Raw genomic sequence first — 23,818 nt, forward strand, 5'->3', positions numbered from 1 at the left:
ATGACTACTCCTTGATGGCGCCGCTGAGCGTATCGAGCTGGGCCTGTGCGCCGGGTCCCACCGGCCAGCCGCCCCCGAGCGCCTTGTAAAGCTGAATCAACTGGCCAAACTCCGCGCTAAGCAGACTCGACTGATCGAGCTGCGCCGAAAACAACGCCCGCTCGGAATCAAGCACCTCCAGATAGCTGGTGTAGCCGCCCTCGTAACGGTCGCGCGCCAGCAATGCGTAGCGCGACAACGCGTCGACCTGTTCGTTCTTGGCAATCAGCTGGCCGCGCGTGCGCTGCGCGCTGACCAGTGCATCGGCCACTTCGCGAAAGGCGGTCTGCACCGACTGCTGATACGACAGCAGCGCCTGCGCCTGGCGCGCTTCGGCCTGTTTGACGTCGCCGGCAATCGCGCCGCCGGTGAAAATCGGCACGCTGATCAGCCCGCCAAACGACCAGGTGCGCGCCGATCCGACCCACAAGCCGGACAGAGCGGTGCTGGCCGCGCCAAACAGCCCGGTGAGCGAAATCGTCGGGAAATACTCGGCGCGCGCCGCGCCAATGCGCGCGTTGGCGGCCACCAGGTTCTGCTCGGCCAGCAGCAGATCCGGCCGTTGTTCAAGCAGCGACGACGGCAGCCCCACGGGCACCGTGGGCAGCACCAGATCGCCGATTTCCTTGCCGCGCGGCATGTCGCGCGGGTTTTCGCCGAGCAATCCGGCCAGCAGGTTCTCCTGCAGCGCCACCTGTTGCTGGAACTGTTCGACCGACACCTGAGCCGACGCATATTCCGAGCGCGATTGCGAATACTCGACCTCGGACACCACGCCGCCCTGAAAGCGGTCGCGGAACACCTCGAGCGCGTCGGCGCGGCTGCGCAGCGTGTCCTGCGCGATGCGCAACCGGTTGTCGAGATCGCGCAGCGTCACGTAGGCGCTGGCCACCGACGCCACCACACTGATTTCCGTGCTGCGGCGCGCCTGTTCGCTCGCGGCCCATTCGGCTCGCGCCGCTTCGGTGAGCCGGCGCACGCGGCCAAACATGTCGATTTCCCACGAGGCAAATGCGTCGACGCGCACCTGGTTGAACGGGTTGTCGAGCGGGACGACGCTGCCGCCGCTTGCGCTGACACGCTGCCGGGTGCCGCCCAACTCCGCGCCGACCTGCGGAAACAGCCCCGATCGCGCCACCATGACGCGGCCGTAGTATTCCTCCACGCGCGCGGCGGCGATCAGCACGTCGCGATTGTTGGCGCGCGCCGTGGCGATCAGGCCGTCCAGCACCGGATCGCCGATCTGCGCCCACCAGTACGCGCTGTCCGTCGGCGTGGCTGCCGCTGTAGCGGCGTCGGTTTCGCTGGCAAAGCGGTAGGTGTCCGGCACGCTGACGTCGGGCCGCACGTAGTCCGGTCCCAGCGTGCAGGCGCCGCACGCCAGCGCCGCGGCGACCATCGCGCCACGCGCGCACCTGAGGCCGCAGGCGACCGGCCGGCTCATGCGCTGCCTCCACCTGGCGCGGCGGGGTCCGGACTGACCGGCGTGACGGCCGGTGGCGTGGCCGGCGGGGTCGCTTTCTTGGCCGACGTGCGCTCCAGCCCCCAGAAGAACATCGGGATAAAGAACACCGCGATCACCGTGGCGCCCAGCATCCCGCCGATCACACCTGTGCCCAGCGACTGGCGGCTGGCGGCCGAAGCGCCACTGGCAATCGCCAGCGGGATGCAGCCAAGAATGAACGCCAGCGATGTCATGATGATCGGGCGCAGCCGCAGCTTGGACGCCTTGACCGCCGCATCGTAGGCGCTCAGCCCTTCCTTTTCGCGCATCTCCACGGCAAACTCGAAAATCAGAATCGCGTTCTTGGCCGCCAGGGCGATCAGCACGGTCAGCCCGATCTGGAAATAGACATCGTTTTCCATGCCCCGCACCAGAATGCCAACGAGCGCGCCGAACAGCGCAAACGGCACAGCCAGCAGCACGCCAAGCGGCAACGACCATTTCTCGTACTGCGCGGCGAGGATCAGGAACACCATCAGCAACGCGAAGGCGAACACCATGGCGGCCGTGGAGCCGGCCTTCTTTTCCTCATAGGCCTGCCCGCTCCACGAGAAGGCGTAGCCTTCGCCGAGCGTTTCGGCGGCCACCTCTTCCATCGCCTTGAGCGCCTGCCCGGAGCTGTAGCCGGGCGCCGCGTCTCCGGTGATCTTGCCGGCCGGAAAATTGTTGAAGCGCGTCACCAGGTCCGCGCCCGCCACATATCGCGCGTTGGTCACCGCCTTGATCGGCACCATCTCGCCGCGCGCGTTGCGCACGTACACCTTGTCGAGATCCTCGGGGCGCGAGCGATATTCGGGCTCGGCCTGCAGGATGACCTGGAACAGCCGGCTGTTCTTCGGGAACTGGCTCACATACAGCGATCCGAACATGGTCTGCAACGCCGAGTAGACCTGCTCGACCGGCACGCCCTGGGTCTCGGCGCGTTCGCGGTCCAGATCGACCAGCAACTGCCGCGAATGCGTGTTGATGGTGGTGCTGACGCCGCGCAGCTCGGGCCGCTGGCGCGCCTTGGCGATAAACGCGCGAACGCGCTCTTCCAGTTGCTGGTACGTGCCGTCGCCCGTAGCCTGCAGCCAGAACTCGAAGCCGCCGGTGGTGCCCAGGCCCGGGATCGACGGCGGATTTACCGGGATGACGAGGCCTTCGCGATAGGTCGAGAATTCCCGGTTCGCGGCGGCGATCAGGTCGGCGGCGCTCTCGCCCTTGCCGCGCTCATGAAAGCCCTTCAACGTGATAAACAGTGTGCCGGCGTTGGACTTGTTCTGCGAATCGATCAGGCTGAAGCCGTCCGGCGACGCCACCGACTTCACGCCCGGCTGCTTTTCGAACCATTGCTCGGCACGCCTGGACAACTCTCCGGTGCGGTCCAGGCTTGCGGCGTCGGGCAGGATCACCGCACCGAGCAGATACCCCTGGTCCTCGACCGGCAGGAACGATGACGGGATGCGCATGAACAGCAGCACACTCACGGCGATCAGCGCAATCACCAGCGCCACCGAGATCACCGTGCGCCGGATGATCGCCTGCACGACGCTGCCGTAACCTTCCACCATGCGGTCGAAGCTGCGATTGAACCAGCGGAAAAATCGGTTTTTCTCGTGACTGCCGGGCTTGAGCAGGATGGCTGCCAACGCCGGCGACAACGTCAGCGCCACCACACCGGACAGCAGTACCGACACCGCCAGCGTGATGGCGAACTGCTTGTACAACTGACCGGTGATGCCGGACAGGAACGCCACCGGGATGAACACGGCCAGCAACACCAGCACGATGGCGATCACGGGACCGCCCACTTCGTCCATGGCCGCCTTGGCGGCTTGCTTGGGCGGCATATGGAATTCCATCATGTTGCGCTCGACGTTCTCGATCACAACGATGGCGTCATCCACCACGATGCCGATCGCCAGCACCATGCCGAACAGCGTCAGCATGTTGACCGAGAAGCCGAACGCAGCCATGGCCGTAAACGTGCCGATGATCGATACCGGAACGGCGAGGATCGGCACCAGCGTGGCGCGAAAACTCTGCAGGAACAGGTACACCACCAGGATCACCAGGATCACCGCGTCGCGCAGCGTATGCACGACCTCGTTGATCGATTCATGCACAAACTCGGTGGTGTCGAGCGCCACTTCGTATTCCAGGCCCGGCGGAAACGTCTTGCGCGCCTCTTGCAGCGTCTTGCGCACCTGTTCGGCCACGGCCAGCGCATTGGCGCCGGGCTGCTGATAGACCGCCAGCAACGTTGCCGTCTTGCCCTTGTAGCGGCTGCGTAGCGAATAATCCTTCGATCCCAGCTCAGCGCGGCCGATGTCCTTGAGACGCACCAGCGCCGCATCGCCCGACGCCGCGCGCAGGATGATGTTCTCGAACTCCTTGGGCTCGGTCATGCGGCCCTTGGTGGTGACCGGAAAGGTCTGCTTGACCGGCTCCGAGGTGGGCGACTGGCCGATGCGCCCGGCCGAGAACTGTTCGTTCTGGTTGGCCACGGCGCTCTTCACGTCCTCCGCGGTGATGCCAAGCTGCGCCATGCGGTCGGGACGCAGCCAGATGCGCATTGCATAGTCGGGCGTGCCGAAGATCGCCGACTGATTGGCGCCCGGAATGCGCTTGAGCGAATCGAGAATGTAGATGCTCGTGTAGTTATCGACGAATGTCTGCGGATAGCTGTTGTCGGGCGAATAGACGGCAATCACCATCATGAACGCCTGCGAGCGCTTTTCCACCGTCACGCCCTGCCGCGTGACCGCGTCGGGCAAGGTGGGCAACGCCAGGTTGACGCGGTTCTGCACATCGACCTGCGCCAGCGAAGGATCGGTACCGATCTCGAAATAGACCGTCAGCGTCATGTTGCCGGTCGACGAGCTGGTCGACGACATGTACAGCATATTGTCCGCGCCGTTGACCTGCTGCTCGATTGGCGCGGCCACGTTCTGCGCCACCACTTCGGAGCTTGCGCCCGGATAGGTCGTCGACACCGTGATGCTGGGCGGCGTGATGTCGGGGAATTGTGCGATCGGCAGATTGAACACTGCCACGAGCCCGCCTACCACGATAATGATCGACAGCACCGATGCGAAGATCGGCCGGTCGATAAAGAAGTGCGATAGCTTCATGACGCGCTACCTTTCGGCGGCGTGGCAGGGGAAGGCGTCGGAGCATTGGGGGTCGCCCCGGCGGGCGGCACGGCAGGGGGCACGGCGTGCGGCGTGCCGGCAGCGTTCGCGGGCGCCGTCGACGGCGGTCCCTCGGCCACGCGCGGGCGCGGCTGTGCAATCACCGGCTTGACTGGCGCGCCGGGCGCCAGCCGCAGCGATCCATCGACCACCACCACATCGCCCTCGCGCAGGCCCGAGCGCACCACCCAGTTGCCTTCGGACCACTCGCCCACTTCGATCACGCGCGACTCGGCCTTGTTGTCCTTGCTCACCGTCCACACCGACTGGCCGCGCTGGCCCTGCACCACGGCTTCCTGCGGCACCGTGATCGCGCGCGTGCGCGAGGCGCCCATCACGTGCACGCGCACGAATTGGCCGGGGCGCAGCGTGCCGTTCGGATTCGGCAACTCGGCGCGCACCAGATACGTGCCGGTCTCGGAATTGAACGCGGCATCGGCAAATGCAATATGCCCGCGCTGCGCATACCTGGTGCCGTCGGCCAGCACGATCTCCACTTCGAGCGCACCACGCGCCGGCATCTTCAATTCGCCGGAAGCCTGCTCGGACTGGCTGCGCAACACTTCGTTCTCGGACAGGCTGAAGTTGACCCAGATTGGATCGAGCTTGGCCACATATGTCAGCAGGCTATTGGAGGCATCGATGTAGGACCCGACCTGCTTCTTGGCGAAGCTCGACAGGCCCGCCACGGGCGAGGTGATCGTGGTGTAGCCCAGATTGAGCCTGGCATTGGTGACATTGGCACGGGCTTGCTCGACCGCCGCGGCGGCGGCCTGCTCGTTGCCGGTCGAGTCATCGAGATCCTTCTGGCTCAACGCATTGCGCGCCGCCAGCGGCCGCACGCGCGCAAGGTTGGCGCGCGCCGTGGTCAGGCGTGCCTGCTGTTGCGCAAGTTCTGCCAGCGCGGCGTCGAGTGCGGCCTTGAACGGCTTTTGATCCATGCGGAACAGCACTTCGCCAGCCTTGACCAAGGCGCCCTCGGTGTACAGGCGCTGTTCCAGGAAACCGTTGACGCGCGCGCGGATTTCCACCTGTTGCGAACTCTGGGTCTCGCCCACGAAGTCGAAGGTCAGCGGCACATCGCGCAACGCCACGTGCATCACACCCACCTCGGTCACAGGCGGCGCGGCCGGCCCCTTGGCCTCCTGCTTGCTGCAGGCCGCCAGGGCCAGTGCCGCAAGCACCGGCAACACGTATCGACAGCCAATGGATTCCAGACCGGTTGCCATCGTCTCCCCTTCGTTCGCCTTGTCCACGCCACGCTCACCGCATGGCGCGCGCCGCGCGGGCGTGGGCCACAAGCACGCGCCGTTGCCGCCCGGCATTACCGGAAGCGCTCCCTGAGCACCAGCGCATTGATCTTGTGGCCGTTCCAGAACACCCCGTGAATGCGCGGCGCAAGCTTGTACAGCTCGGCCAGATCCATCGTGAGGAAAGTCACCGTGACCGATGGGCGCGTGCCGTCGCCCTCCTGGCGCTCGATCTCGTCATAGGGCGGAAATCCGTAGCGCCCCAGGAACGCCTGCACGTCGTCATCGGTGGTATCGGGATGGAGATTCGATAACATCATCAGCGGCATATTCCGCTCCTCGTCGCGATTCCGGCGTCACGCCCGCGAGAAGGCTGCGACCCGATATCGTCCTGACTAGAGTTTGTCTGCTATCGGGCTGTTGGCAATTGGACCAAGGACCATGCCGCCGCGCGCGCTACACCAGCGTGCTGCGCACCAGGTCGATCAGTTGCGTGGCGTTGAAGGGCTTGCGGAAATAACCGATGGCGCCGGCCGAGAGTGCGGCGTCGCGCGCTTCGGGCACATCGTGGGCGGTGATGAAGATGACCGAGAGCGGAAAGCGGGCAAGACGGCGCTGCACTTCCAGGCCGTCCATGCCGGGCATGCTGACATCGAGGATCACGCACGCGGGCAGATAGCCGGGCTGCGTGGCGATCCTGGCAAGGCAGTCGGCGCCGTTGTGGAAAGTGTCGACCGTCATGCCCGCGGCACGCAGCAGGCGCGAGATGGCGCGCGCCACCGACACGTCGTCATCCACCACCACCACAAATCGACCGGTCGAAGCCATATGCGTGCGAAGAGAGCGTTACCAAGCCGTATTCCTTCAAGGCTAAGTAACCTGCCTCGCATGCGATATTGGCCCATGGTCCCATCGGATGACGTGAAAGCGGTCAGGTCGCCGCAAGCCCGGCGTCGCCCATGCCCATTCTGTCGGCCAGCCGCACCAGCGCGGGCAGCGAATTGACCTCAAGCTTTTGCATGACGTGGGCGCGATGCACCTTGATGGTCTTCTCCACGGTGCCCAGCTGGCTGGCGACCTGCTTGTTGCGATAACCGGTCACGATCCATGCCAGCACTTCGCGCTCACGCGGGGTCAGGCGCTCGATCTTTCGCAGCAGTGCCTGCTGGTCCTGATGGAACGCGAAACGCTCCACGGCTGCCGCGCAGGCGCGCTCGACGGCGGAAAGCAGCAGCGTGTCCGCGACGGGCTTTTCCAGGAATTCAATCGCGCCGGCCTGCATCGCCCGCACCGCCAGCGCCACGTCGGCGTGGCCGGTCAGAAAGATCACGGGTAGCTTGCGCTGCAAATCCCGCTGCAGCATCAGGCCGTCCATGTCGGGCATCATCAGGTCCAGCACCACGCAGGCCGGGCCCGTATCGAGCGTAGCGGTGTCGAGAAATTCCTGCGCCGATGCGGCCAGCGATGTCAGGTAGCCGTGTGCGCCCAGCACGCGACCCACCGCGCGCCGCACGCTCTCGTCGTCATCGACGATATGAACAGTGGTTCTGGTTTGCATGGTCCTGCCTCCGGCGATACGTTGCGGGCCGTGCCGCGCTGATCAGGCGGCGACGAGCCCGGTGTGCTGCGCCAGCGGACCGGTGCGCAACACGCATTCGAACTTCATACCCTGCGCGGCGTTGCGCAGAGCAAGGATGTGCCCCCCGTTTCGCTCCATCAACGCGCGGCTGAATGACAGCCCAATCCCCATGCCCTTGGATTTGGACGAGTAGAACGGCCGAAAAATGCGCTCCAGGTCGCCATCGGCGACGCCACAACCGTTGTCATGCACGCTCAGGCGTAGCGTGCCGTCTTTCATGCACGCATGCACCATCACCTTGCCATCGCCAGTCGGGTGCGCGGACTCCACCGCGTCCAGCGCGTTGACGATCAGGTTGAGCAGCACCAGTCGGATCTCGACCGGATCGCCAAGCGCGCGCGGCAAGCCGTGCGCCACCTCGCTGCCGATCGTCACGCCGCGCGACGCCGCGTTGGCCTGCACCATGTCGAGCGCCTGCTCGACCACGTCGCCGACGTCGAAGGGCAGCATGCGCGGCGCCTCGCCCAGCACAAGCGCACGCACGCCGCGCACGATGTCGCTGGCGCGCGAGGCGTCGCTCACGATGTCGTCGAGAATGTCGCCAAGCTCGGCCTGTTGGAAGTTCCCTGACGCCAGGTATGCGCGTGCCGCCTGCGCATTGCTGGTGATGGCGGTCAGCGGCTGGTTCAGCTCATGGGCGAGCGATCCGGCCAGCTCGCCCATGCCTTTCGGCATCGGCCCGTCCAAATGCCGGCCACCGTCGGTGCGGTGCAGATGCTGGCCGATGCGGCGTTGCTGGCCCAGCGCGAAAGCGGCCGCCGACGCTAGACACAACCCGACGAAAAGCCCCCACGCTCGTGCAGGTGTCGTCCGCATGCAGGACCCCCGCTGTCAGATATCAAGCTTGCTGATCTTCGTGCCTTCGAGCGACAGGTTCGCCATCAACCCAGCGTTGGTCAGTACGAAGGCGACGATGGGCGCCCGCGCGGTGTTGGTGTCCACCTGCCCGTTGGCCCCGACCTGCAAGACCGCGACCGAGCCATCCACACCGGCGGTCCAGCCCTTGCTCTGCTGGAAGCTGCGCAGCGCATCGTCGGTCATGAACAGCATGATCAGCGCCTTGGACTGCGCGCCGGCCAGCAGCCCGAACGACGCCGAGGTGGTGCGGTAATAACCGACCGGCGCGTTGTTCACGCGCAGCGCGCCCTCTCCATATTCCGCGCCGACAATAAAGCCGCCGGCAAGAATCTTGGGAAATACGAGCACGCCTCTGGCGTCATTGACCAGCGATTGCGCCGAACTGGCCGTATTGAAAAGCCGGGTCAATGTTCCATCCACACCGGCATCGATCTCGCGGCGCTTGGCGGCCGCATCCGATGGTGTGGCAGGCGTGCCGGTGCACGCCGCCAGCGTGGGTACAACCACCAACGATGGCAACAACAGGAATAAGCGTCGGTTCACGATGTCCTCCCATAGACAGTATTCGAGCCGATACAGATGGCGATACGGGCCGCAATGGCCGGGAGGCGCGACCATTGCCCGGTTGAGGAGGCGGCCGGTACAAGAGTCGTCGAATGCGCACCGGCCCGCCGCGGAATCACGACCTGCTGCCTGGCGCCACCCCTGAAGACTATTGCGAACTATTGCTTTTTAGACGCCGACTTTTTATGGGTTTTGGCGTTTGTGCAATACACGTTAGGTCGGCAAACTGAGCATTGCAATATTTGCTGTAGAGAATCTGATGAAAATATCGATGCAAAAAAATTTCATTGGTAATTAATGTCAATGCCTCCTATTAGGCAATTATTCGGTCAATGCCGAACGGCACACGCGCATTGCGCGTCACTACTGCAATGGCGCAGAAGCCTGCGACGGTACCTTGGTCCATCCGGGGCCAGGGTCGAACTGGTCGATCGCCGCGGCGCGCGCCGCCGTGTCTGCGCCGAGATCGCGTTCGTAGACCTGCCCGTCGTGATTGACGATAAAGCTCTTGATGCCCGACTCGCCGTACTTGACCGGCCAGGCCAGTACCGCGAATCCGCCGAACAGCATGCCGTTGACCTGGTACGAATATGCGCCGCCGGGCGCGGCGGGCCCTTGTCCGGTCAGCAGCTTGTAGCGATAGCCGTGATAGCCGCCCGCTGCGGTGTGTTTTGACGTGGCGTCGATAAAGGCCGGTCCCAGCGGACTGACGGGCTCGCCAGGCGCGCTCGGCCAGTACAGGCCGTCTTTCTTGCCCGGGGAGCTCACCAGGCGTGACGCATAGATCGTCATGCCGCGCGGCCCATGATCGCCGGCCGCGTATTCGCGCTGTGCGTCGTACACCGCGAGCATGGTCTGTATCGTGTTGAGTTCATTGCGGCCGATGCGGCGCAGACGCATCTCGTTCTGGCCGGCGCGCATGTCGAAATGCCAGCGCCCGTTGCTGCGTACCAGCGGGATCGGCAGCGTCCAGCCGTCGTTGCCCACCGTAATGCGCGCGCGGTCGGCTCCTTCCATCTGCACCGCATGGGCCTGGCTCCACGCCGACAGAAAGCGATAGCGCAGCTCGGCGCCCAGCGGCGGAATCACGCTGCGCCACCCGGGACCCAGGAGTGCCTGCACGGCGCTGTCGTTGCTCGTGGCGATGGCGTCCCCGAATGCGTGCATCGCAGTCTCTGGCGTATCGAACGCCTGTTGCGCATGCGCGATGCCGGGGCTCCCCGCGCACATCGCCAGCAACAGCATGGCCATTGCCATGTGCCGCCGCGCAATCTCCGTCAATGCCCGCATGGCCCTTCCCCCTCGTTGTCGATGGTGGCGCGCGATGCGCAATGGTGCTGGCGTGCGATCAACGCCGTCCGCCGCCGCCACGGCCGCCCCCGCCACCGCGGCCACCGCCGAATCCACCACCGCCGCCGCTGAATCCACCACCACCACCGCCGCTGAATCCACCGCCACCGCCGCCGCGCTGGCCGGCGTTGCCGCCACCCATACCCGATGAGCCGGCGCTGGCGCGGCCGCGATCGAAGTCGCGCTGTGCGGAACCCCCGCCGCCGCCGACACCCTGGAACGCGTTGTCGCGCCCACCGCCGACGCCGTCGCCATAGCTGGTACGACTCGCCCCGCCTGCGCTGCGGTCCCCCACGCCTGCGCTGCCCCCGCGATTGCTGGAAAGTCGGTCGCCGCTGCTGGCGCGATCGGCCGTGCCCGCACGGTCCCCAGCCCGGTCTCCGGCGCGGTCGCCTTGCCGGTTGCCCGCGCGATCGCCAGCCCGGTCCCCGCCGCGGTCGCCTTGCCGATTGCCTGCGCGGTCCGACACCCCTTCGCGTCCGCGTGCATCGTTGCGTCGGTCGGCGCCGCCGACGTTATTGCCGAAGCGTTCGCGCGTGGCGTTGTCGCGATATGCCACGCCTTTGCGGTGGCTGGAATCGTGCTTCCAGCGATTGCCGCCTTCCACCTTGGTGCGGTCGAAACTGCGGTCGATGTTGGTGGCGCGGTTCACGTCGATATTGACGTCGCCGCCGCCCCAGTTGCAGTTCGAGAAAATGGCGCCGGCAGCGGCCAGGCCCACGCCCCAGGCAAAGCCGGTCATCAGCGCGCCGCCCGGATAGTAGGCCGGATAAGGTGGCCAGTAGTACGGCGGATACGACGGATATCCCCAACTGCCGTAGACCACCGTGGGGTTGTAAGACGGCACGTAGATGACCTGCGGGTTGGCCGGCTCGATCTTGACGATGGTCTGCGTGGTCGCGCCCTGTGGCGCTGGCTCGACAATCACGTTCTGCTGCTCATTCGACTTCAGGTTGCCCGACTGCTGCGCCTTGGCGCGCAGGCGCTGCACCGCCGCCAGCACATCCTTTTCCTGCGCCAGGAATGCATCGCCAAGCTTCTGCGTCCAGTCGAGCTTGTCGTTCATCGGTTCAAGCACCTGCGGAAACGCCACCAGCGACTTCACGCTGACATCCCATGGCTGGTCCTGCACGGCCTTGATGGCCGCATCGCCCTTGACGTTGGGATTGGCCTTGAGCCAGCGCGCGGCCTGCACGATTTCCAGCGGATAGGTGGACGCCATCAGCGCCTGCGACAACACCGAATCGGGGTACAGTGCGATGGGCGCCACCAGCGCCTCGATTTCCTCGGGCTTGAAGGTAGGCGGCTGGCTTGCCGCATTCTGGGCCTGGGCGCCGCCAACGCCTGCCAGCACGCAGGCGACAAGCCACGCGCCCAGCCAGCGCAGGGCCCGCGACGGCCGGATCCCTCGCACGCAGGCGTGCGTCATGGCGTTCTCCCTGACAAATCGAGCCACCACCTCCCGTGGCGGCATCGTTGAGGAACTTATAGATGGCGCGTGCGACACCGGCAATGGAACCTTGGTCCAATACGCAGCATCTGACGGCGGCGCTAATGTGTAGGGCATCGTGGATCGACGCCGGATCGCCGGTGGATGCCATGGCCCGTTACCTGCCACGCCGCATCAGACGAGCCCTACCCGCGGGTGCCGCGTTGCTGGCGCTGGCCAGCGCCGCGCCGCTGTTCGCGCAGACGGCGCCCGACCCGCAGCTGTTTGGCGCGGGCGTCCAGCGGCACGCCGACGCGGTGTTGACGCTGATGAGCTTTTCCGTGGTGCCCGATCTGGCTTCCAGTTCGCTGTCGCTGAACAATTCCCAGACCCAGAACCCGGGCATCATCATGTCGCAACTGGGCGGCGGCTTTACCTTCAGCAAGTCGTTCCCGCTGTATATGGAGGGGGCGATCGCCTATAGCCGCTACGATCCGACGTTTGTCGCCACGCAGGGATCCGAGTCTCGCCCGCTGCCCACGCGCTGGAACACCGTGTCCGGCACGATCGGCGTGGGCTGGGATTTTCCGCTGACCGACGACAAGGAACTGGTGATCCGTCCGATTCTCAATGCGTCGCTTGGCAATGTGTCGAGCGACTTGCGACTCGCCCAGGGCTTCGTCAACCACAAAACCGATCGCGACATCAACTTCCTCGATGGCGGCACGCTCAACGCGTACGGATTGGGCGGGTCGCTGATGTTGGACTGGGAACACTATCGCGAGACGCACGAGATCGACCTCGAACTGCGCTACACCCATATCCATCTGCAGAGCTTTGGCGGGACGTCCGACGCGGTGAAGGGCTCGGCCGAGGCGCAGACTGCAAGCCTGTACGCGAGATGGCGTGCGCCGACGGGCATGCATGCGCTCGATCGGCCGGTCCGATACGTTCTCGAACTGTCGCATTCCCACTATCTCGGCGCGCAGGCCGGGGCGCTGGGCTTCGACTATCTCACCACGGTCGGTGTGGGCCTGGAACTGGACACCAGCGCGCACGAGATCTTCGTCACGCGGGTGCGCACGGTGTTGCGCTATGTGTTCGGCAATAACGTGAGCGGCTTTTCGCTCGGTATCGCAGCCAGCTTCTGAGCCGCGCCCGCGGCGCGCGTCACGCCGTTACGCCGTTACGCGCGGCTGCGGAAACTGCAGATCGAATTCGGTGTATTCGTGTTCGACCGAACGGCAGGAAATCGACGCGCCCCAGCTGCGCAGCACGTCGCGGCAGAAGGCCAGGCCGATGCCGGTGCCGCGATGCGCCGGATACGAGAAGAACGGCTGGAACATGCGCGCCAGCACATGCGGGGGCACGCCGGTGGCCGTATCGCGGAACAGCACATGGACGTTGCCTTGCCGGCTCTCGCAGCGGATGCGGATCGCGCCCTTGCCAGCCCGCTTGATGGCTTCCAACGCGTTCTTGGTCAGGTTGGTGATCACCAGTTCGAACAGTTGCGCATTGCCCATCACCAGCATGGGCTCGGCAATCTCGATACTGACGATGTCCTGATGCGGGACGTCGAACGGAAAGCGCTCGATGGCGCGGCGAATCGACTGGCCCAGTTCGAACACCTCCTGGCGGGCCGCCTTCGGATCTTTTGAATTGGCCACCAGCAATTCCAGGCTGCTGTTGACGTGCGCGAGATCGGCCTGCAGCCGGGCCACTGCCTGCAGCAGGCCGGCGCGTTGCGCCGCCTGCGGATCCAGCGCTGCCGGCAGCGCGTTCCTGAGCCCGTTGGCGGTCATCGTCAGGCTGGTCAGCGGCGTGCGCAGTTCGTGCGCAACGGTGGCCAGCGCTACCGCCATGCCGCGCCGTTTTTCCTCCATCAGCAGTTGGCGGTCGAGCTTGATCACCACCAGCACCGCGATCACAAACGCGATGATCGGGATCTGCAGCAGCAGCGGTTGCCACGGGATGCCGGCCACCGAATGCCCCGCCACCACGAATATCGCAAAGGCCCCTGCCGCGCCGGCCAGCAGCGCGATCGTCGCAAACACCGAACTGAAGTGATAGAGCACCACCACGGCAATGATTACCGATTCGGCCCACACCAGCGACGCGTGGTTTTCCAGGTAAAAGAAGATGAATGCGAAAGGCATGCCGATCGTGATCGCAAACAATGCGTACGCGGGCAGCCAGCGCTTGTGCGACAGTGCCGATGCAAACAGCAAGGGAACGAACAGCGCCGTGCAGATCAGCCTCAGCCAGATGTTTTCATACGGCTGCGGAAATACGTAGGACCAGATGACGAAGTACAGCGGATGTCCGATCACGCCCAGCGCGCCGACCATCTGGATGCGGCGCAGCCGCACGACGCTCTCTTCGTCGAGCAGCGTGGTGCGCGACGCCTTCTCGAACATCGCGCGCCTTGCGTCCCGGGCCAGTCTGGCCACCGCGGACGGGCGTCTGGCTTGCTCTTGCGTTGCTTCCATCTCCGGCTCTGTCTCCTGCAAAGGTGCCGTGCATCGCCTATTGGGGCGAGACACCGCGTCGCGCGCGGCGCGTCGAGGACCATTCTTCGAGCCTCACCTCGTCGCGGATTTCCGCAAGTACCGAGACCAGGCGGTCTATTTCAAAGGCAGTGAGTTTCGCATGCAGCGTAAGGCGCATCAATGCCCTATTCTTGGGGGTAGCGGGCGAACAGAACACCGCGCCGAAGATGCCGCGCCGCTGCAGGGCGTCGCGCAGCACCATCACCTGGGGCTCCGTTCCCGCCTCCAGGCCGATGATCTGCTCCGAACCGTCGCTGATGTTGTAGCCCAGCGCGGTGATCGCCGCCCGCGTGGTTTTCGTGATCTCGTGCAGCTTGGCGCGACGATCGTCGGCTGCGGCGATGAAATCGGCGGCCGCCTCGAACCAGGCAATCTCATGGCGCAACAGGCCGGAGCTGAAGATCGCCGGCCGCGCCTCGACGGCAAAAAAATCCTTGAAAGCGGACGAACAGGTGACAAAGCCGGCCCGGCCGCCGAACGCCTTGGCCAGCGACGCCGTACGGAAGTGAACGCGCTCCGAAAGCCCCAGTTCCGCCACCAGCCCGCCTCCGCGCGGCCCGTGCGTGCCAAGCGAGTGCGACTCGTCAACCACCAGCACGCAGCCCGTGCGCTCGGCCACGCGGACATATTCTTCCAGCGGCGCCAGGCTGCCCGTGGTGCTGTAGACCGAATCCACCATGATCACACCGGGTCCGATCCGCTCGATCTGGCGCAACGCGTGCGCAAAATCGTTATGGCGCACCGGCACGGCCTGAGCGCCGGCGGCGGTGATCCCTTCCCATAGCGACGCATGGCCGTTCATGTCGATATAGACCGGCACGCCGGGCCCCGCAATACATTGCACCAGCCCAACGTTGGCGGCCCAGCCGGACTGGGCGATCAGGCCGTCCTCGGCGTGCATCAGTGCCGCCAGCTTGCGTTCGACGCGTTGCTGCGGCGTGTCGCCATGGCGGAACACCGACGACATCAGCAACTCCGGCGACTCTTCCAGCAGCGCGCGCGCTTGCGCCTGCACCAGCGATCGCTCGCCCAGCAGGCATAGATAGTCGTTGCTGCTCAGATGCAGCGCGTCCGGCCCCGGCGTGCGCCCGTGCAGCAGATGGTCGCCGCCCCACAGTTTCTCCATCCGGTCGACGAAGTGGGCGTCCATCCGTTTTGCGATCCATTCCGGCAGCGGCGCGGATCTGCCGGGACTGATAGAAATGGTCGGGTGTGACTGATGTGCGGATAACGGCATCGATGGTTTTCCAGGTCGGAACTGCGGGGGTTGAAATAGGGAATCGCTTTGACGAAAGCTTGAGGCCTACCGGGGAATTGCACTGTGCTCCCCTGCTCCCTGCGGTGCGGAATCGACCGATGCGGGTCCGAAACGTCGTCAAATCACAACAACGCCCGGCAAGACATGTGCAATATCACCGTTGCAGCGTGCATCTTGCCTCAAAGGTATGTCCCGCACATTCCCCCAGGTGGCTGGGCGGACAAAGGCACGGAAAAGGGGCGGCGGCGGTGGCCCGGCGACGGGGCCAATTGCCGGCGCAAGGCGCGCGGCGCCCGGTGACTACGGCTTGCCGGCCGCCTCGGAATCGAGGCGTGCCGCGCTCGCGTCGGCCGCGGCCGGTGCGCATGCGCGCAATCCGCGCAGGCAGAATTCGGACACCACGGCGGCCATTTGGCCGACGTCCATCGGCTCGGGCGAAATGCTGGACACGCGCGCGTTGCTGGCCGTCAGCGTGGCCAGTCCGTGGGCGGCGATCCACACCGCGAAGGCCAGTTTGTCCTCGGAAAGGTGCACGGGAGGCTGGCCATCGAGGCAGGCCGTTACCGCTTCGCGCACGCGCGAAAACGAGTTGCCGGCGGCCTGTGCCAGTTCAGGGTACTCGTCGCGACGTTCGATCGACGGGCCGAACATCAGGTGAAAGCGCGCCGGATAGGTGTGGGCGAATTCCGCGTAACCGACCAGCAATCCACGCAGGCGGTCAGCCGGGGTGCTGTTGGGCAGGCTGGCAGCTTTTTCGCTCTTGAAATCCTTGAGTTCACGAAACGCCTGTGCGGCGATGGCGGCCAGCAGTCCGTTGCGATCCTGGAAATGGTGCGAAGGCGCGCCGGGCGATACCCCGGCGAGCTTGGCCGCGGCGCGCAGGCTCATCGCGCCGATGCCTTCGGTATCCAGCAGATGCAGGCCCCAGGCAATCAGCGATGCGCGCAGGTCGCCGTGATGCCACTGTCCCTGCGGCTTGATGGCGCCGCCGGTGGTTGCGTTGGGCGGCCGATGCGTGCCGCTGGCGGCGGCCGAGGCAGAAGCGCGGGATTCTCGGGTCATACCGGATACGCAGGAACAGGGGGCTTCCATCTTACATGGCGATTTGGCTATCGGCCGATTCGCCGCCGGGACCGGGCTGCAGCGACGATTCGCCCGCGGCCGCGGCGGGCGCGCGCCTGCGCAGCGCGGCCTTCACCACCGCGTATTGCAAGCAGAACAGCGCCGCCTTGGATGCCGCCGGATAGATCGCGATAAACGTCGGCCAGGAAGCCGTGTGCCAGACCGCCACCACGAGGTTCAACGCGGCCGACACCAGCATCAGCGCGGCCCACGCGTAGCCGAACAGCGTCATCTCGCGCGCCACCCGCGGTGCCACTTCGGCCGGCACATAGCGATTCATCCACCCCTTGCGCAACATGACGATGCCGATGACCAGGAACAGCACGCTGGGCTTGGCCATGACAAAGCGCGCATCGGACGTCAGCCACGTGGCGATGGAAGACACCACGACCGACGCCAGGCTGATCCATTGCAAGACCGCGACGCGCCGGCCCTGCAGCCGTTCGCGGGCCACCACCGCGAGCGCTATCGCCAGCCCAGCGGCGGTGGCGATAGCGACGTTGACATGCAGCGCCATCAGCACCGCAAATACCAGCACGCCCAACGTATCGAGCACCAGCGGTTTGGCTACACGCAGCAATCGGCTCATGCGCATTCTCCTGCAACCCAGTTGCCGTGGAAACCGAACGGCACGCGCTGGGGCAATGCCACGGTAGCGACCGGGCCGGCCGCGATATCGCCGGCGTCGAGCACCAGCAACTCGCTGGTATTCGATGCGGCGCGCCACACCACTGCCAGGATCCAGCCGTCGCCTTCGGCATCGCCGCGCGCGGCAAACACCGGTTCAGACGTGACATCGCCGGGCGGCAACCAGAACGCGCGCGATGCGCCGGTCGAGACATCGACATGCACGATGCCGCTGAGATCAGACTCGCCGGGGCGCGACGCGGCAAACCAGCCATAGCGATACTTGCGGCCCGCATACCGGTCGTCGATGCGCGGAAACTCACCGGCCACATCGCACAGACGCTGTTGCGTGAACGTGCCGCTGCCGGGCGTCAGGTCGAAGGTCCAGCGGGCAAGGTAGGCCTGCTGGCGCGCCGGGTCGCCCGGAGATCCGTCCGGGCGCGGAAACAGCGGCGGTTCCTCGTACACCATCACGTCGGCCAGCAGCGAATTGCCAGACTGCCACGCGTTCATGGTGTGAAACACATAGCAGGCGGGACCCTCGTACCAGCGCACCGTAGCGGACGGCCCGTCGCGGTCCAGCACGCCGATCATCGACGAACGGCCGCCCTCGAACGCATAGGCCGGCAGCTTCTGCTCGGCGCGCTGGCGGCTGCCGGTCAGCGGCAGGATCGGAATCAGCAGATGGCGCTCGGTCATCATGAAATCGTGGACCATGCTGCAGTACGGCGCATCGAACCTGAACTGGCGCGTGATCCGCCCGTCCGGCGCGATCGTGCCGACTGTGATGGCGGGCGTGAACGGGCCGTCGGCGTTATAGCCGAAATAGAACATCTCGCCGGTGTGGGGATCGATCTTCGGATGCGCGGTGAACGGGCCGCGCTGTCTGGCCGAGTCTGCCCCGCCTTGTGCCGCGCCCGGCTCCCCGCCGTACTGCGCATAACCGAGCGTTTCGAGCGTGCCCGGCATGATGCCGGTCGGCCAGTGCGCTTCCTCGAGCGCCAGCAGTTGCCCGGCGTGCCACACGATATGGGTGTTGGCCACGCCGCGGTCGTCACCGGCCCAGTCGGGCGCATCGGAGACTTTCCCCGCGAAGGTCCGGAACAGTGGACGCCCGGCGCGGTCCTCGTCGCGCCATTTGGGCGTGCGCACCCAGCGGTTGCGATACGCCGCCGCGCCGTGGGTCAGCGAAATCGCGTGGATCATGCCGTCGCCGCCAAACCAGTGCGTGGCCGCCGACGGAAACCGCGGATTGGGGCCGATCCGGAACAACGTCCCGCTCAGCCCGGGCGGCAGCGTGCCCTGCACCGCCAGCCCGCCGGCGTCTATCTCCTGCATGACCGGCGCGTAGTTGCCCTGTTCCCAGATGCTCTGGGGCGCTTGCTGTACTGGATCCACTTTGCCTCCCGTCAATTTGAACATCGTATAGTTTGACGTATTCAAGGTGGTAGGCTGAGTTTTGTCAAGAAACGTTTGAATCGAACGCCGGGCGCCCATGAAAAAGGCTGTCACTGCGCGTTGCAGGACAGCCTGGTTTTCTGGCGAACGCCCGGTGGCGGCGTCAGGTCTTGGTCTTCGAGCGGTTCAGGGCCACGGCGGCCTGGATCAGCGTCCGCAGCGCCTTTTCGTCGATCTTGTCGCCTTCGTGGAAATCGATCGCCCGCCGTGTGTTGCCTTCCAGGCTGGCATTGAACAATCCGGCCGGATCGGGCAACGACGCACCCTTCGCAAAGGTCATTTTCACAGCGGTCTTGTAGGTTTCACCGGTGCAGAGGATGCCGTTGTCAGACCACGTTGGCACGCCGCGCCATTTCAATTCCTCGATGACCTCCGGATCGGCCGCTTTGACGATGGCGCGCAGACGCCCGAGCATCGCGCCGCGCCAGTCGGTCATCGCGGCGATTTTCTCGTCGATCAGTTGCGATGCCGAAGGACCTTCCTGCGTGTCGTTCTTCTTCACTGCATGTTCTCCTCGGATGGAATGGAGCCTGGCATGACCGCGAGCGATGACGCCGCGCGCCGCGCATCGCCATGGCAGGCGACGCCGCACGCCAAAGCTTACTGCAGCCGTGATCGCTCTCGACAAAAGAAAAAGGACGCCAGTGGCGTCCTTGGCGTCCTAAGCGTCCTTTGCTCGGTCGGCCCCGGCCGCACACCGGAGCGCCGCGCGATCAGCCCAGGATCCGCGCCGCGTTGGGCTCCAGGAAGATCTTGTCGTTCATGCTGGCCATGATGCGGTCGCGTTCTTCGCCTTTGTCCCGCAGCCCGGTTTGGCTGTTGCGCTCGGCGGCCTTGACCATGGCGAGAATATCGATGGTGCGGGATTTCGACGTGGGCGTCGTGTAATCCTGTTCCAGCTGACCCATCACGTATTTCTGCGTCTGCTGCGACTGCTCGGCGGTTTGCGTAACCGTGGCCTTCACCAACTGGCCCTTGCGATAGGCAAATTCGGTCTGGCTGCTGGCCTTGTCGTGAATCTGCTCATAGTAATAATTCTGCGAATACTTGCTTTCGGTCAGATTGAGCGGGATATCGGGCGTCAGCGCGCGATGGTAGCTGGCGTCCAGACTGGACTGCTGGGTCTGCGTCACGCCGCGGTCGGCCTGGCCGCGTCCCTGCAGTTGGGTCGTTTGCGAAACCTGATACGCAAACGCATCCACTTCGTCCGATCGCTTCGGATTGACCGATTGTGGCGTCTGCGTGACCGACGCCGAAAAATCCGCCAGACCCGTCAGCAAGCCGCGGTCGCCATTACTGAGCGTGAAGCGCGACTGCTGCGTCGTGGTGGTGTTGTACTGGCTGTGCAAGGCGCTGAACGCGTCCTTGAACATCGACATCAACGACGCATCGCCCTGCCCGCGCGTTTTGGCGTCGTCAAACTGCTGCAGATACTTGCTGACCGCCTTGGCTTGCTGTGCCGGCGTGCCGAAGGTGACCGCCTTGGTCATGTCGACGCTGAGGTCGACGGTGCCGGCCGGGCCCGCAGCGGTGACCGAGCGATGTTTGTCGTCGGCCTGGAAGTCAAGCGTCTGCGTCTGATTGTTGCCCAGCGACAGGTTGGCCTGCAGCCGCACCGACGACAGCGCCGTGGCGTCGTATTGCGTCAGGCCGCTCAAGTCCAGCCGGGGCGGCGTCTGCGTCAGGCCATCAATCGATTTCTGGAACGATTCGGAAAGCTTGCCCAGCGCATCGCGCTCCGCATCGGTCAGTTGGCCGTCCTTGACCGACATCTGCACGCTCAGGCGGTCGCCGTTGCTGCCCAGCTTGATATTGACGGTCGCACCGCTGCGCGTGGTGACGGTCAGCGCGATTTCGTTGGCGGCCGGCGCGTGCAGGTCCGCCGACGACACGGCATCGGCCGATTGGCCCGGCGCCAGCTGCATCATCGACTGCGAAAAACTCGCGCCGTCGGCCTTCACCTGATCGAGCAGCGCCGCGCCAAGTCCGCCGAAGCGCGCCGATAACGTCGAGCCCGACATATTGCCGGCCATCCGCATCGAGATCAGGTCGTTGGATGCATGCTCCCATACCGGTGTTGGCGTTACCGGCGTGATCGAATAGGTGGGCGACGCGGCCGACTGGCCGAGCGTGACGGTAGTGGACGCAGTGGGCTGTGCCGCAGCGGGCGCGCCATTGGAGGCGGCGGCGGCCGCGGCCGGGCTGCCGGACTGCGTCAGGGCGAGGCTCTGCGAGCCCACGGAGGAGATGGCGACCATACGATCCGTATCCACTAGGGTTGATCCAGTGTAGTGATCTAACGGCAACTTTCTGGTGGACTTTAGGGGCGATCAAGCGCGCCGGTCCGATTCGGATCGATCGGTTGGATCGCGCCGCCGTGTTGTCTACCATTGACGGCACGCCCCTCGATCCTGCCGATGCCCGTCAATCCGCCCGATTCCTCCAATCCGCCCGCACCCCGTCCTGCCGATCCAGCCGGCGCGGCCGAATCGTGCGCCCCGCGCCTGCCCATGCGGGTGACCTTGCGGGATGGCCGCGAGGTCCTGCTGCGGGCGATCCGCGATGACGACCGCGCCGGCGTGCTGGAAGCCTTTGACCTGCTGTCGGCCGACGCGCGTTATACCCGCTTCATGACCGCGATGAAGGATTTGCCAGACTCCATGCTCGAAGCGGTCGTCCACCCGGTCGGACACGACTGCACGCTGGTCGCCGAAATGACCGACGGCTCGGGCGATCTGGTCGGCGGCGCGCGCTACAACGGCATTCCCGGCAGCAAGCGCTGCGAATTCGCGGTCACGCTGCTGGATGGCTGGCGCGCCAACGGGCTGGCCAGGCGCCTGATGGAAGCGCTGATCGACTGCGCGCGCGCGGCGGGCTTCGAGGTCATGGAAGGCTTCATCCTCGCGTCCAACCGGGGCATGCGCGGGCTGGCGCGCCGCCTTGGCTTCAAGGACGTCGCCTCGCCCGACGACGCCACGCTGCGCGTGGCAACGCTCGATCTGCGGCAAGCGCCCGGCAAGCCGCCTCGCGCGGACTGATCCGCTGCCGGCGTTCCACCGGTTGGTGCGCCGCCGCACGGAGCGCACGCTGGCGCGCAAATACATTGCCGACGTGGACGGATCGCTTGCCCGGCCGTCCATAGGCCCTGGCGCGCCCCATCGCTCGCCGCGATGACAAGAAAAACCGGAGAGGCATCGATGGCCCCGAGCACCCCGTCGCCTGAGGCGACCCTGCAGACCCGCGTGTGCATCATCGGCGCCGGTCCGGCTGGTATCGCCTGCGCGCTGGAACTGGCGCGGCGCAAGATCGATGTGGTGCTGGTGGAAAGCGGCGGCGCCCGATCTCATACGCCAGCGCAATCGATGTGCGACGCCGAGATCGTCGATAGTCGCCGCCATGCGCCGATGCAGGACGCCGTGCGCCGCGCGCTGGGCGGCACATCGTGGTTATGGGGCGGGCGCTGCATCCCCTTCGATCCGATAGATTTCGAGACGCGCGACCATGCGCCGGGCACGGACTGGCCGATTTCGTACGCGCAGATATTGCCGTGGTACGACATCGCCTGCGACTACGCCGATTGCGGCCGGCCGGCATTTTCGCTGCACCAGCTTGACGCGGCCACGGCGGCGCGTCCGCTTAGCGGCACGTTCCGCGCAGGCGATTTCATCGCGTCCGATCTGGAACGCTGGAGTGGCGAGCCGAACTTCGCGCAACGCTACGCGCAGGTGCTGACATCGCATCCGCATATCCGGCTGCTACTCGATTCCACCTGCGTCGACATCGACCTCGATCCGCACAGCGAACAGGTGCGCGGCGTGGTGGTGGCCAGCGGCGAGTCGGGCGCCGCGCGCGTGCGCATCCAGGCCGAGCGCTTTGTGCTGGCCTGCGGCGGGCTGGAAGTGGCGCGCCTGCTGCTCAACGCCAACACCCGCCACGACAACCGCCTGGGCAATCGCAGTGACATGCTGGGCCGGCACTATATGGGACATATCTCCGGCAAGATCGCCAGCGTGCGGTTCCATGCCGACCCGGCGCGCACTATCTATCACTTCGAACGTGACGCCCAGGGGTTCTATGCGCGGCGGCGGCTGACCGCGCCGGCCGCGGTGCAGCGCCAGCATGGCCTGCTCAATACCGCAATGTGGCTGGACAATCATCCACCCGCCGATCCCGCGCACGGTAACGGCGTGCTGTCGCTGGCCTATCTGGCGCTGCGCACGCCGGGGCTGAATCGCATGCTGGCCGCGCCCGCCATTGCCAAGAGCGTCACGGCGGCCAATGCGCGGGGCAGCCAGGCCGCGCACTGGCGCAACGTGGTCCGCCAGTTGCCGCGCATCGCCACGTTCGTGCCGCCGTTCGTCTATCGGCGCTATTTCGCGCGGCCGCGCCTGCCGGGCTTCTTTCTGTCGAGCCCGAACAATGTGTATGCGCTGCACTATCACGCCGAACAATTGCCGTCGCGCGAAAGCCGCGTGACGCTGGCCGACAGCGTGGACGCCTACGGCATGCGGCGTCTGAAGGTGGATCTGCGCTATCAGCCCGCGGACGGCGAATCGGTGCTGCGCCAGCATGCGCTGCTGGACCGGCATTTGCGCGAAACCGGCGCGGGCCGGCTCGACTACTGGATGCCCGAATCCGAGCGGCTGGCCGCAGTGATGGCGCAGGCCACCGACGGTTTTCACCAGATCGGCACCACGCGCATGGCGGCCGATGCGCGACGCGGCGTGGTCGATCCCGATTGCCGCGTATTTGGCACCGACAATCTCTATGTGGCCAGCAGCGCGGTGTTTCCGTCTTCGGGGCAGGCCAATCCGACCCTCACCATCCTGGCGCTGACCGCGCGGCTGGCCGACCATCTGGCCACCCAGCTCAGCGCGCTGGTCGCGTGCGACGTGCGCGCGCCGGCTCACACGGAGCCAGCAGCCGACGCGCCGATGGCGGCAAGCACGTCGCACGGCTACGCGGGCTGATTGGGACGGCGCGATGCAAGTCGGC

20 protein-coding genes are annotated in these 23,818 nt (G+C 65.7%); 3 read left to right on the forward strand and 17 right to left on the reverse strand.

Annotated elements, in window-relative coordinates; all coding sequences use genetic code 11:
* Window positions 1–4 precede the first annotated feature (4 nt).
* From AC1RKI_RS14875 to AC1RKI_RS14920, 10 genes are all read right to left on the reverse strand, one after another.
* Complete coding sequence (locus AC1RKI_RS14875; protein ID WP_492796447.1) at window positions 5–1,483, reverse strand: efflux transporter outer membrane subunit; 1,479 nt, start codon at window positions 1,481–1,483, stop codon at window positions 5–7.
* Window positions 1,480–4,659: an efflux RND transporter permease subunit gene (locus tag AC1RKI_RS14880; RefSeq protein WP_061955120.1), complete on the reverse strand. Its 3,180-nt coding sequence runs from the start codon at window positions 4,657–4,659 to the stop codon at window positions 1,480–1,482. The genes AC1RKI_RS14875 and AC1RKI_RS14880 overlap by 4 nt, the downstream gene beginning before the upstream one ends.
* Window positions 4,656–5,948 carry an efflux RND transporter periplasmic adaptor subunit gene (locus AC1RKI_RS14885; RefSeq protein WP_061955220.1) on the reverse strand — a complete coding sequence of 431 codons (1,293 nt, stop codon included), beginning with the start codon at window positions 5,946–5,948 and terminating at the stop codon, window positions 4,656–4,658. The genes AC1RKI_RS14880 and AC1RKI_RS14885 overlap by 4 nt, the downstream gene beginning before the upstream one ends.
* Before the next feature lie 95 nt (window positions 5,949–6,043).
* Entirely contained in the window at window positions 6,044–6,298 is a 255-nt protein-coding gene (locus tag AC1RKI_RS14890) for an RNA recognition motif domain-containing protein (protein ID WP_061955118.1), read from the reverse strand.
* A 127-nt stretch (window positions 6,299–6,425) separates the two neighbouring features.
* Window positions 6,426–6,797: a response regulator transcription factor gene (locus AC1RKI_RS14895; protein ID WP_061955116.1), complete on the reverse strand. Its 372-nt coding sequence runs from the start codon at window positions 6,795–6,797 to the stop codon at window positions 6,426–6,428.
* A gap of 103 nt (window positions 6,798–6,900) precedes the next feature.
* Window positions 6,901–7,527: a response regulator transcription factor gene (locus AC1RKI_RS14900; RefSeq protein ID WP_490713336.1), complete on the reverse strand. Its 627-nt coding sequence runs from the start codon at window positions 7,525–7,527 to the stop codon at window positions 6,901–6,903.
* A gap of 42 nt (window positions 7,528–7,569) precedes the next feature.
* Window positions 7,570–8,424, reverse strand: a complete 855-nt coding sequence (locus AC1RKI_RS14905; RefSeq protein WP_150979089.1) for a sensor histidine kinase — start codon at window positions 8,422–8,424, stop codon at window positions 7,570–7,572.
* A gap of 15 nt (window positions 8,425–8,439) precedes the next feature.
* The gene (locus AC1RKI_RS14910) at window positions 8,440–9,009 is read right to left on the reverse strand and encodes a BPSL1445 family SYLF domain-containing lipoprotein (protein ID WP_061955218.1); all 570 of its coding nucleotides are present in this window, start codon (window positions 9,007–9,009) and stop codon (window positions 8,440–8,442) included.
* Between the two features lie 384 nt (window positions 9,010–9,393).
* Window positions 9,394–10,287, reverse strand: coding sequence for a DUF2950 domain-containing protein (locus tag AC1RKI_RS14915; RefSeq protein ID WP_223505730.1), 894 nt, complete (start codon window positions 10,285–10,287; stop codon window positions 9,394–9,396).
* Window positions 10,288–10,378: 91 nt separating this feature from the next.
* A complete protein-coding gene (locus AC1RKI_RS14920) occupies window positions 10,379–11,809 on the reverse strand; it encodes a DUF3300 domain-containing protein (protein WP_150979088.1) in 1,431 nt (476 codons plus the stop codon).
* A 170-nt stretch (window positions 11,810–11,979) separates the two neighbouring features.
* On the opposite strand from AC1RKI_RS14920, the gene AC1RKI_RS14925 reads away from it, so the two are divergent.
* A complete protein-coding gene (locus AC1RKI_RS14925) occupies window positions 11,980–12,960 on the forward strand; it encodes a hypothetical protein (RefSeq protein ID WP_061955214.1) in 981 nt (326 codons plus the stop codon).
* A 27-nt stretch (window positions 12,961–12,987) separates the two neighbouring features.
* Here AC1RKI_RS14925 and AC1RKI_RS14930 read toward each other — a convergent pair whose 3' ends face one another.
* The 7 genes from AC1RKI_RS14930 to AC1RKI_RS14960 form a co-directional block, all read right to left on the reverse strand.
* Window positions 12,988–14,298 carry a sensor histidine kinase gene (locus tag AC1RKI_RS14930; protein WP_061955107.1) on the reverse strand — a complete coding sequence of 437 codons (1,311 nt, stop codon included), beginning with the start codon at window positions 14,296–14,298 and terminating at the stop codon, window positions 12,988–12,990.
* 37 nt (window positions 14,299–14,335) lie between these two features.
* A complete protein-coding gene (cqsA, locus tag AC1RKI_RS14935; RefSeq protein WP_492796442.1) occupies window positions 14,336–15,595 on the reverse strand; it encodes an alpha-hydroxyketone-type quorum-sensing autoinducer synthase in 1,260 nt (419 codons plus the stop codon).
* Window positions 15,596–15,916: 321 nt separating this feature from the next.
* Window positions 15,917–16,678 carry a TetR/AcrR family transcriptional regulator gene (locus AC1RKI_RS14940; RefSeq protein WP_150979085.1) on the reverse strand — a complete coding sequence of 254 codons (762 nt, stop codon included), beginning with the start codon at window positions 16,676–16,678 and terminating at the stop codon, window positions 15,917–15,919.
* 31 nt (window positions 16,679–16,709) lie between these two features.
* Window positions 16,710–17,327 (reverse strand): septation protein IspZ, encoded by a 618-nt coding sequence (locus AC1RKI_RS14945; RefSeq protein ID WP_227459476.1) that lies wholly within the window; start codon window positions 17,325–17,327, stop codon window positions 16,710–16,712.
* Window positions 17,324–18,763, reverse strand: a complete 1,440-nt coding sequence (locus AC1RKI_RS14950) for a carotenoid oxygenase family protein (RefSeq protein WP_492796439.1) — start codon at window positions 18,761–18,763, stop codon at window positions 17,324–17,326. Before AC1RKI_RS14950 ends, AC1RKI_RS14945 begins: the two co-directional genes overlap by 4 nt.
* A gap of 163 nt (window positions 18,764–18,926) precedes the next feature.
* The gene (locus AC1RKI_RS14955; RefSeq protein ID WP_227459478.1) at window positions 18,927–19,325 is read right to left on the reverse strand and encodes a DUF1801 domain-containing protein; all 399 of its coding nucleotides are present in this window, start codon (window positions 19,323–19,325) and stop codon (window positions 18,927–18,929) included.
* A gap of 211 nt (window positions 19,326–19,536) precedes the next feature.
* Window positions 19,537–21,081 (reverse strand): hypothetical protein, encoded by a 1,545-nt coding sequence (locus tag AC1RKI_RS14960; protein WP_492796437.1) that lies wholly within the window; start codon window positions 21,079–21,081, stop codon window positions 19,537–19,539.
* Between the two features lie 159 nt (window positions 21,082–21,240).
* Between AC1RKI_RS14960 and AC1RKI_RS14965 the strand changes: the two genes are divergently transcribed.
* Together AC1RKI_RS14965 and AC1RKI_RS14970 are read left to right on the forward strand one after the other, a co-directional pair.
* Window positions 21,241–21,861, forward strand: coding sequence for a GNAT family N-acetyltransferase (locus tag AC1RKI_RS14965; protein ID WP_492796435.1), 621 nt, complete (start codon window positions 21,241–21,243; stop codon window positions 21,859–21,861).
* Window positions 21,862–22,020: 159 nt separating this feature from the next.
* Window positions 22,021–23,793 carry an FAD-dependent oxidoreductase gene (locus tag AC1RKI_RS14970; RefSeq protein ID WP_227459480.1) on the forward strand — a complete coding sequence of 591 codons (1,773 nt, stop codon included), beginning with the start codon at window positions 22,021–22,023 and terminating at the stop codon, window positions 23,791–23,793.
* Window positions 23,794–23,818 lie beyond the last annotated feature (25 nt).

The organism is Cupriavidus sp. GW822-FHT06G04, assembly GCF_058799075.1.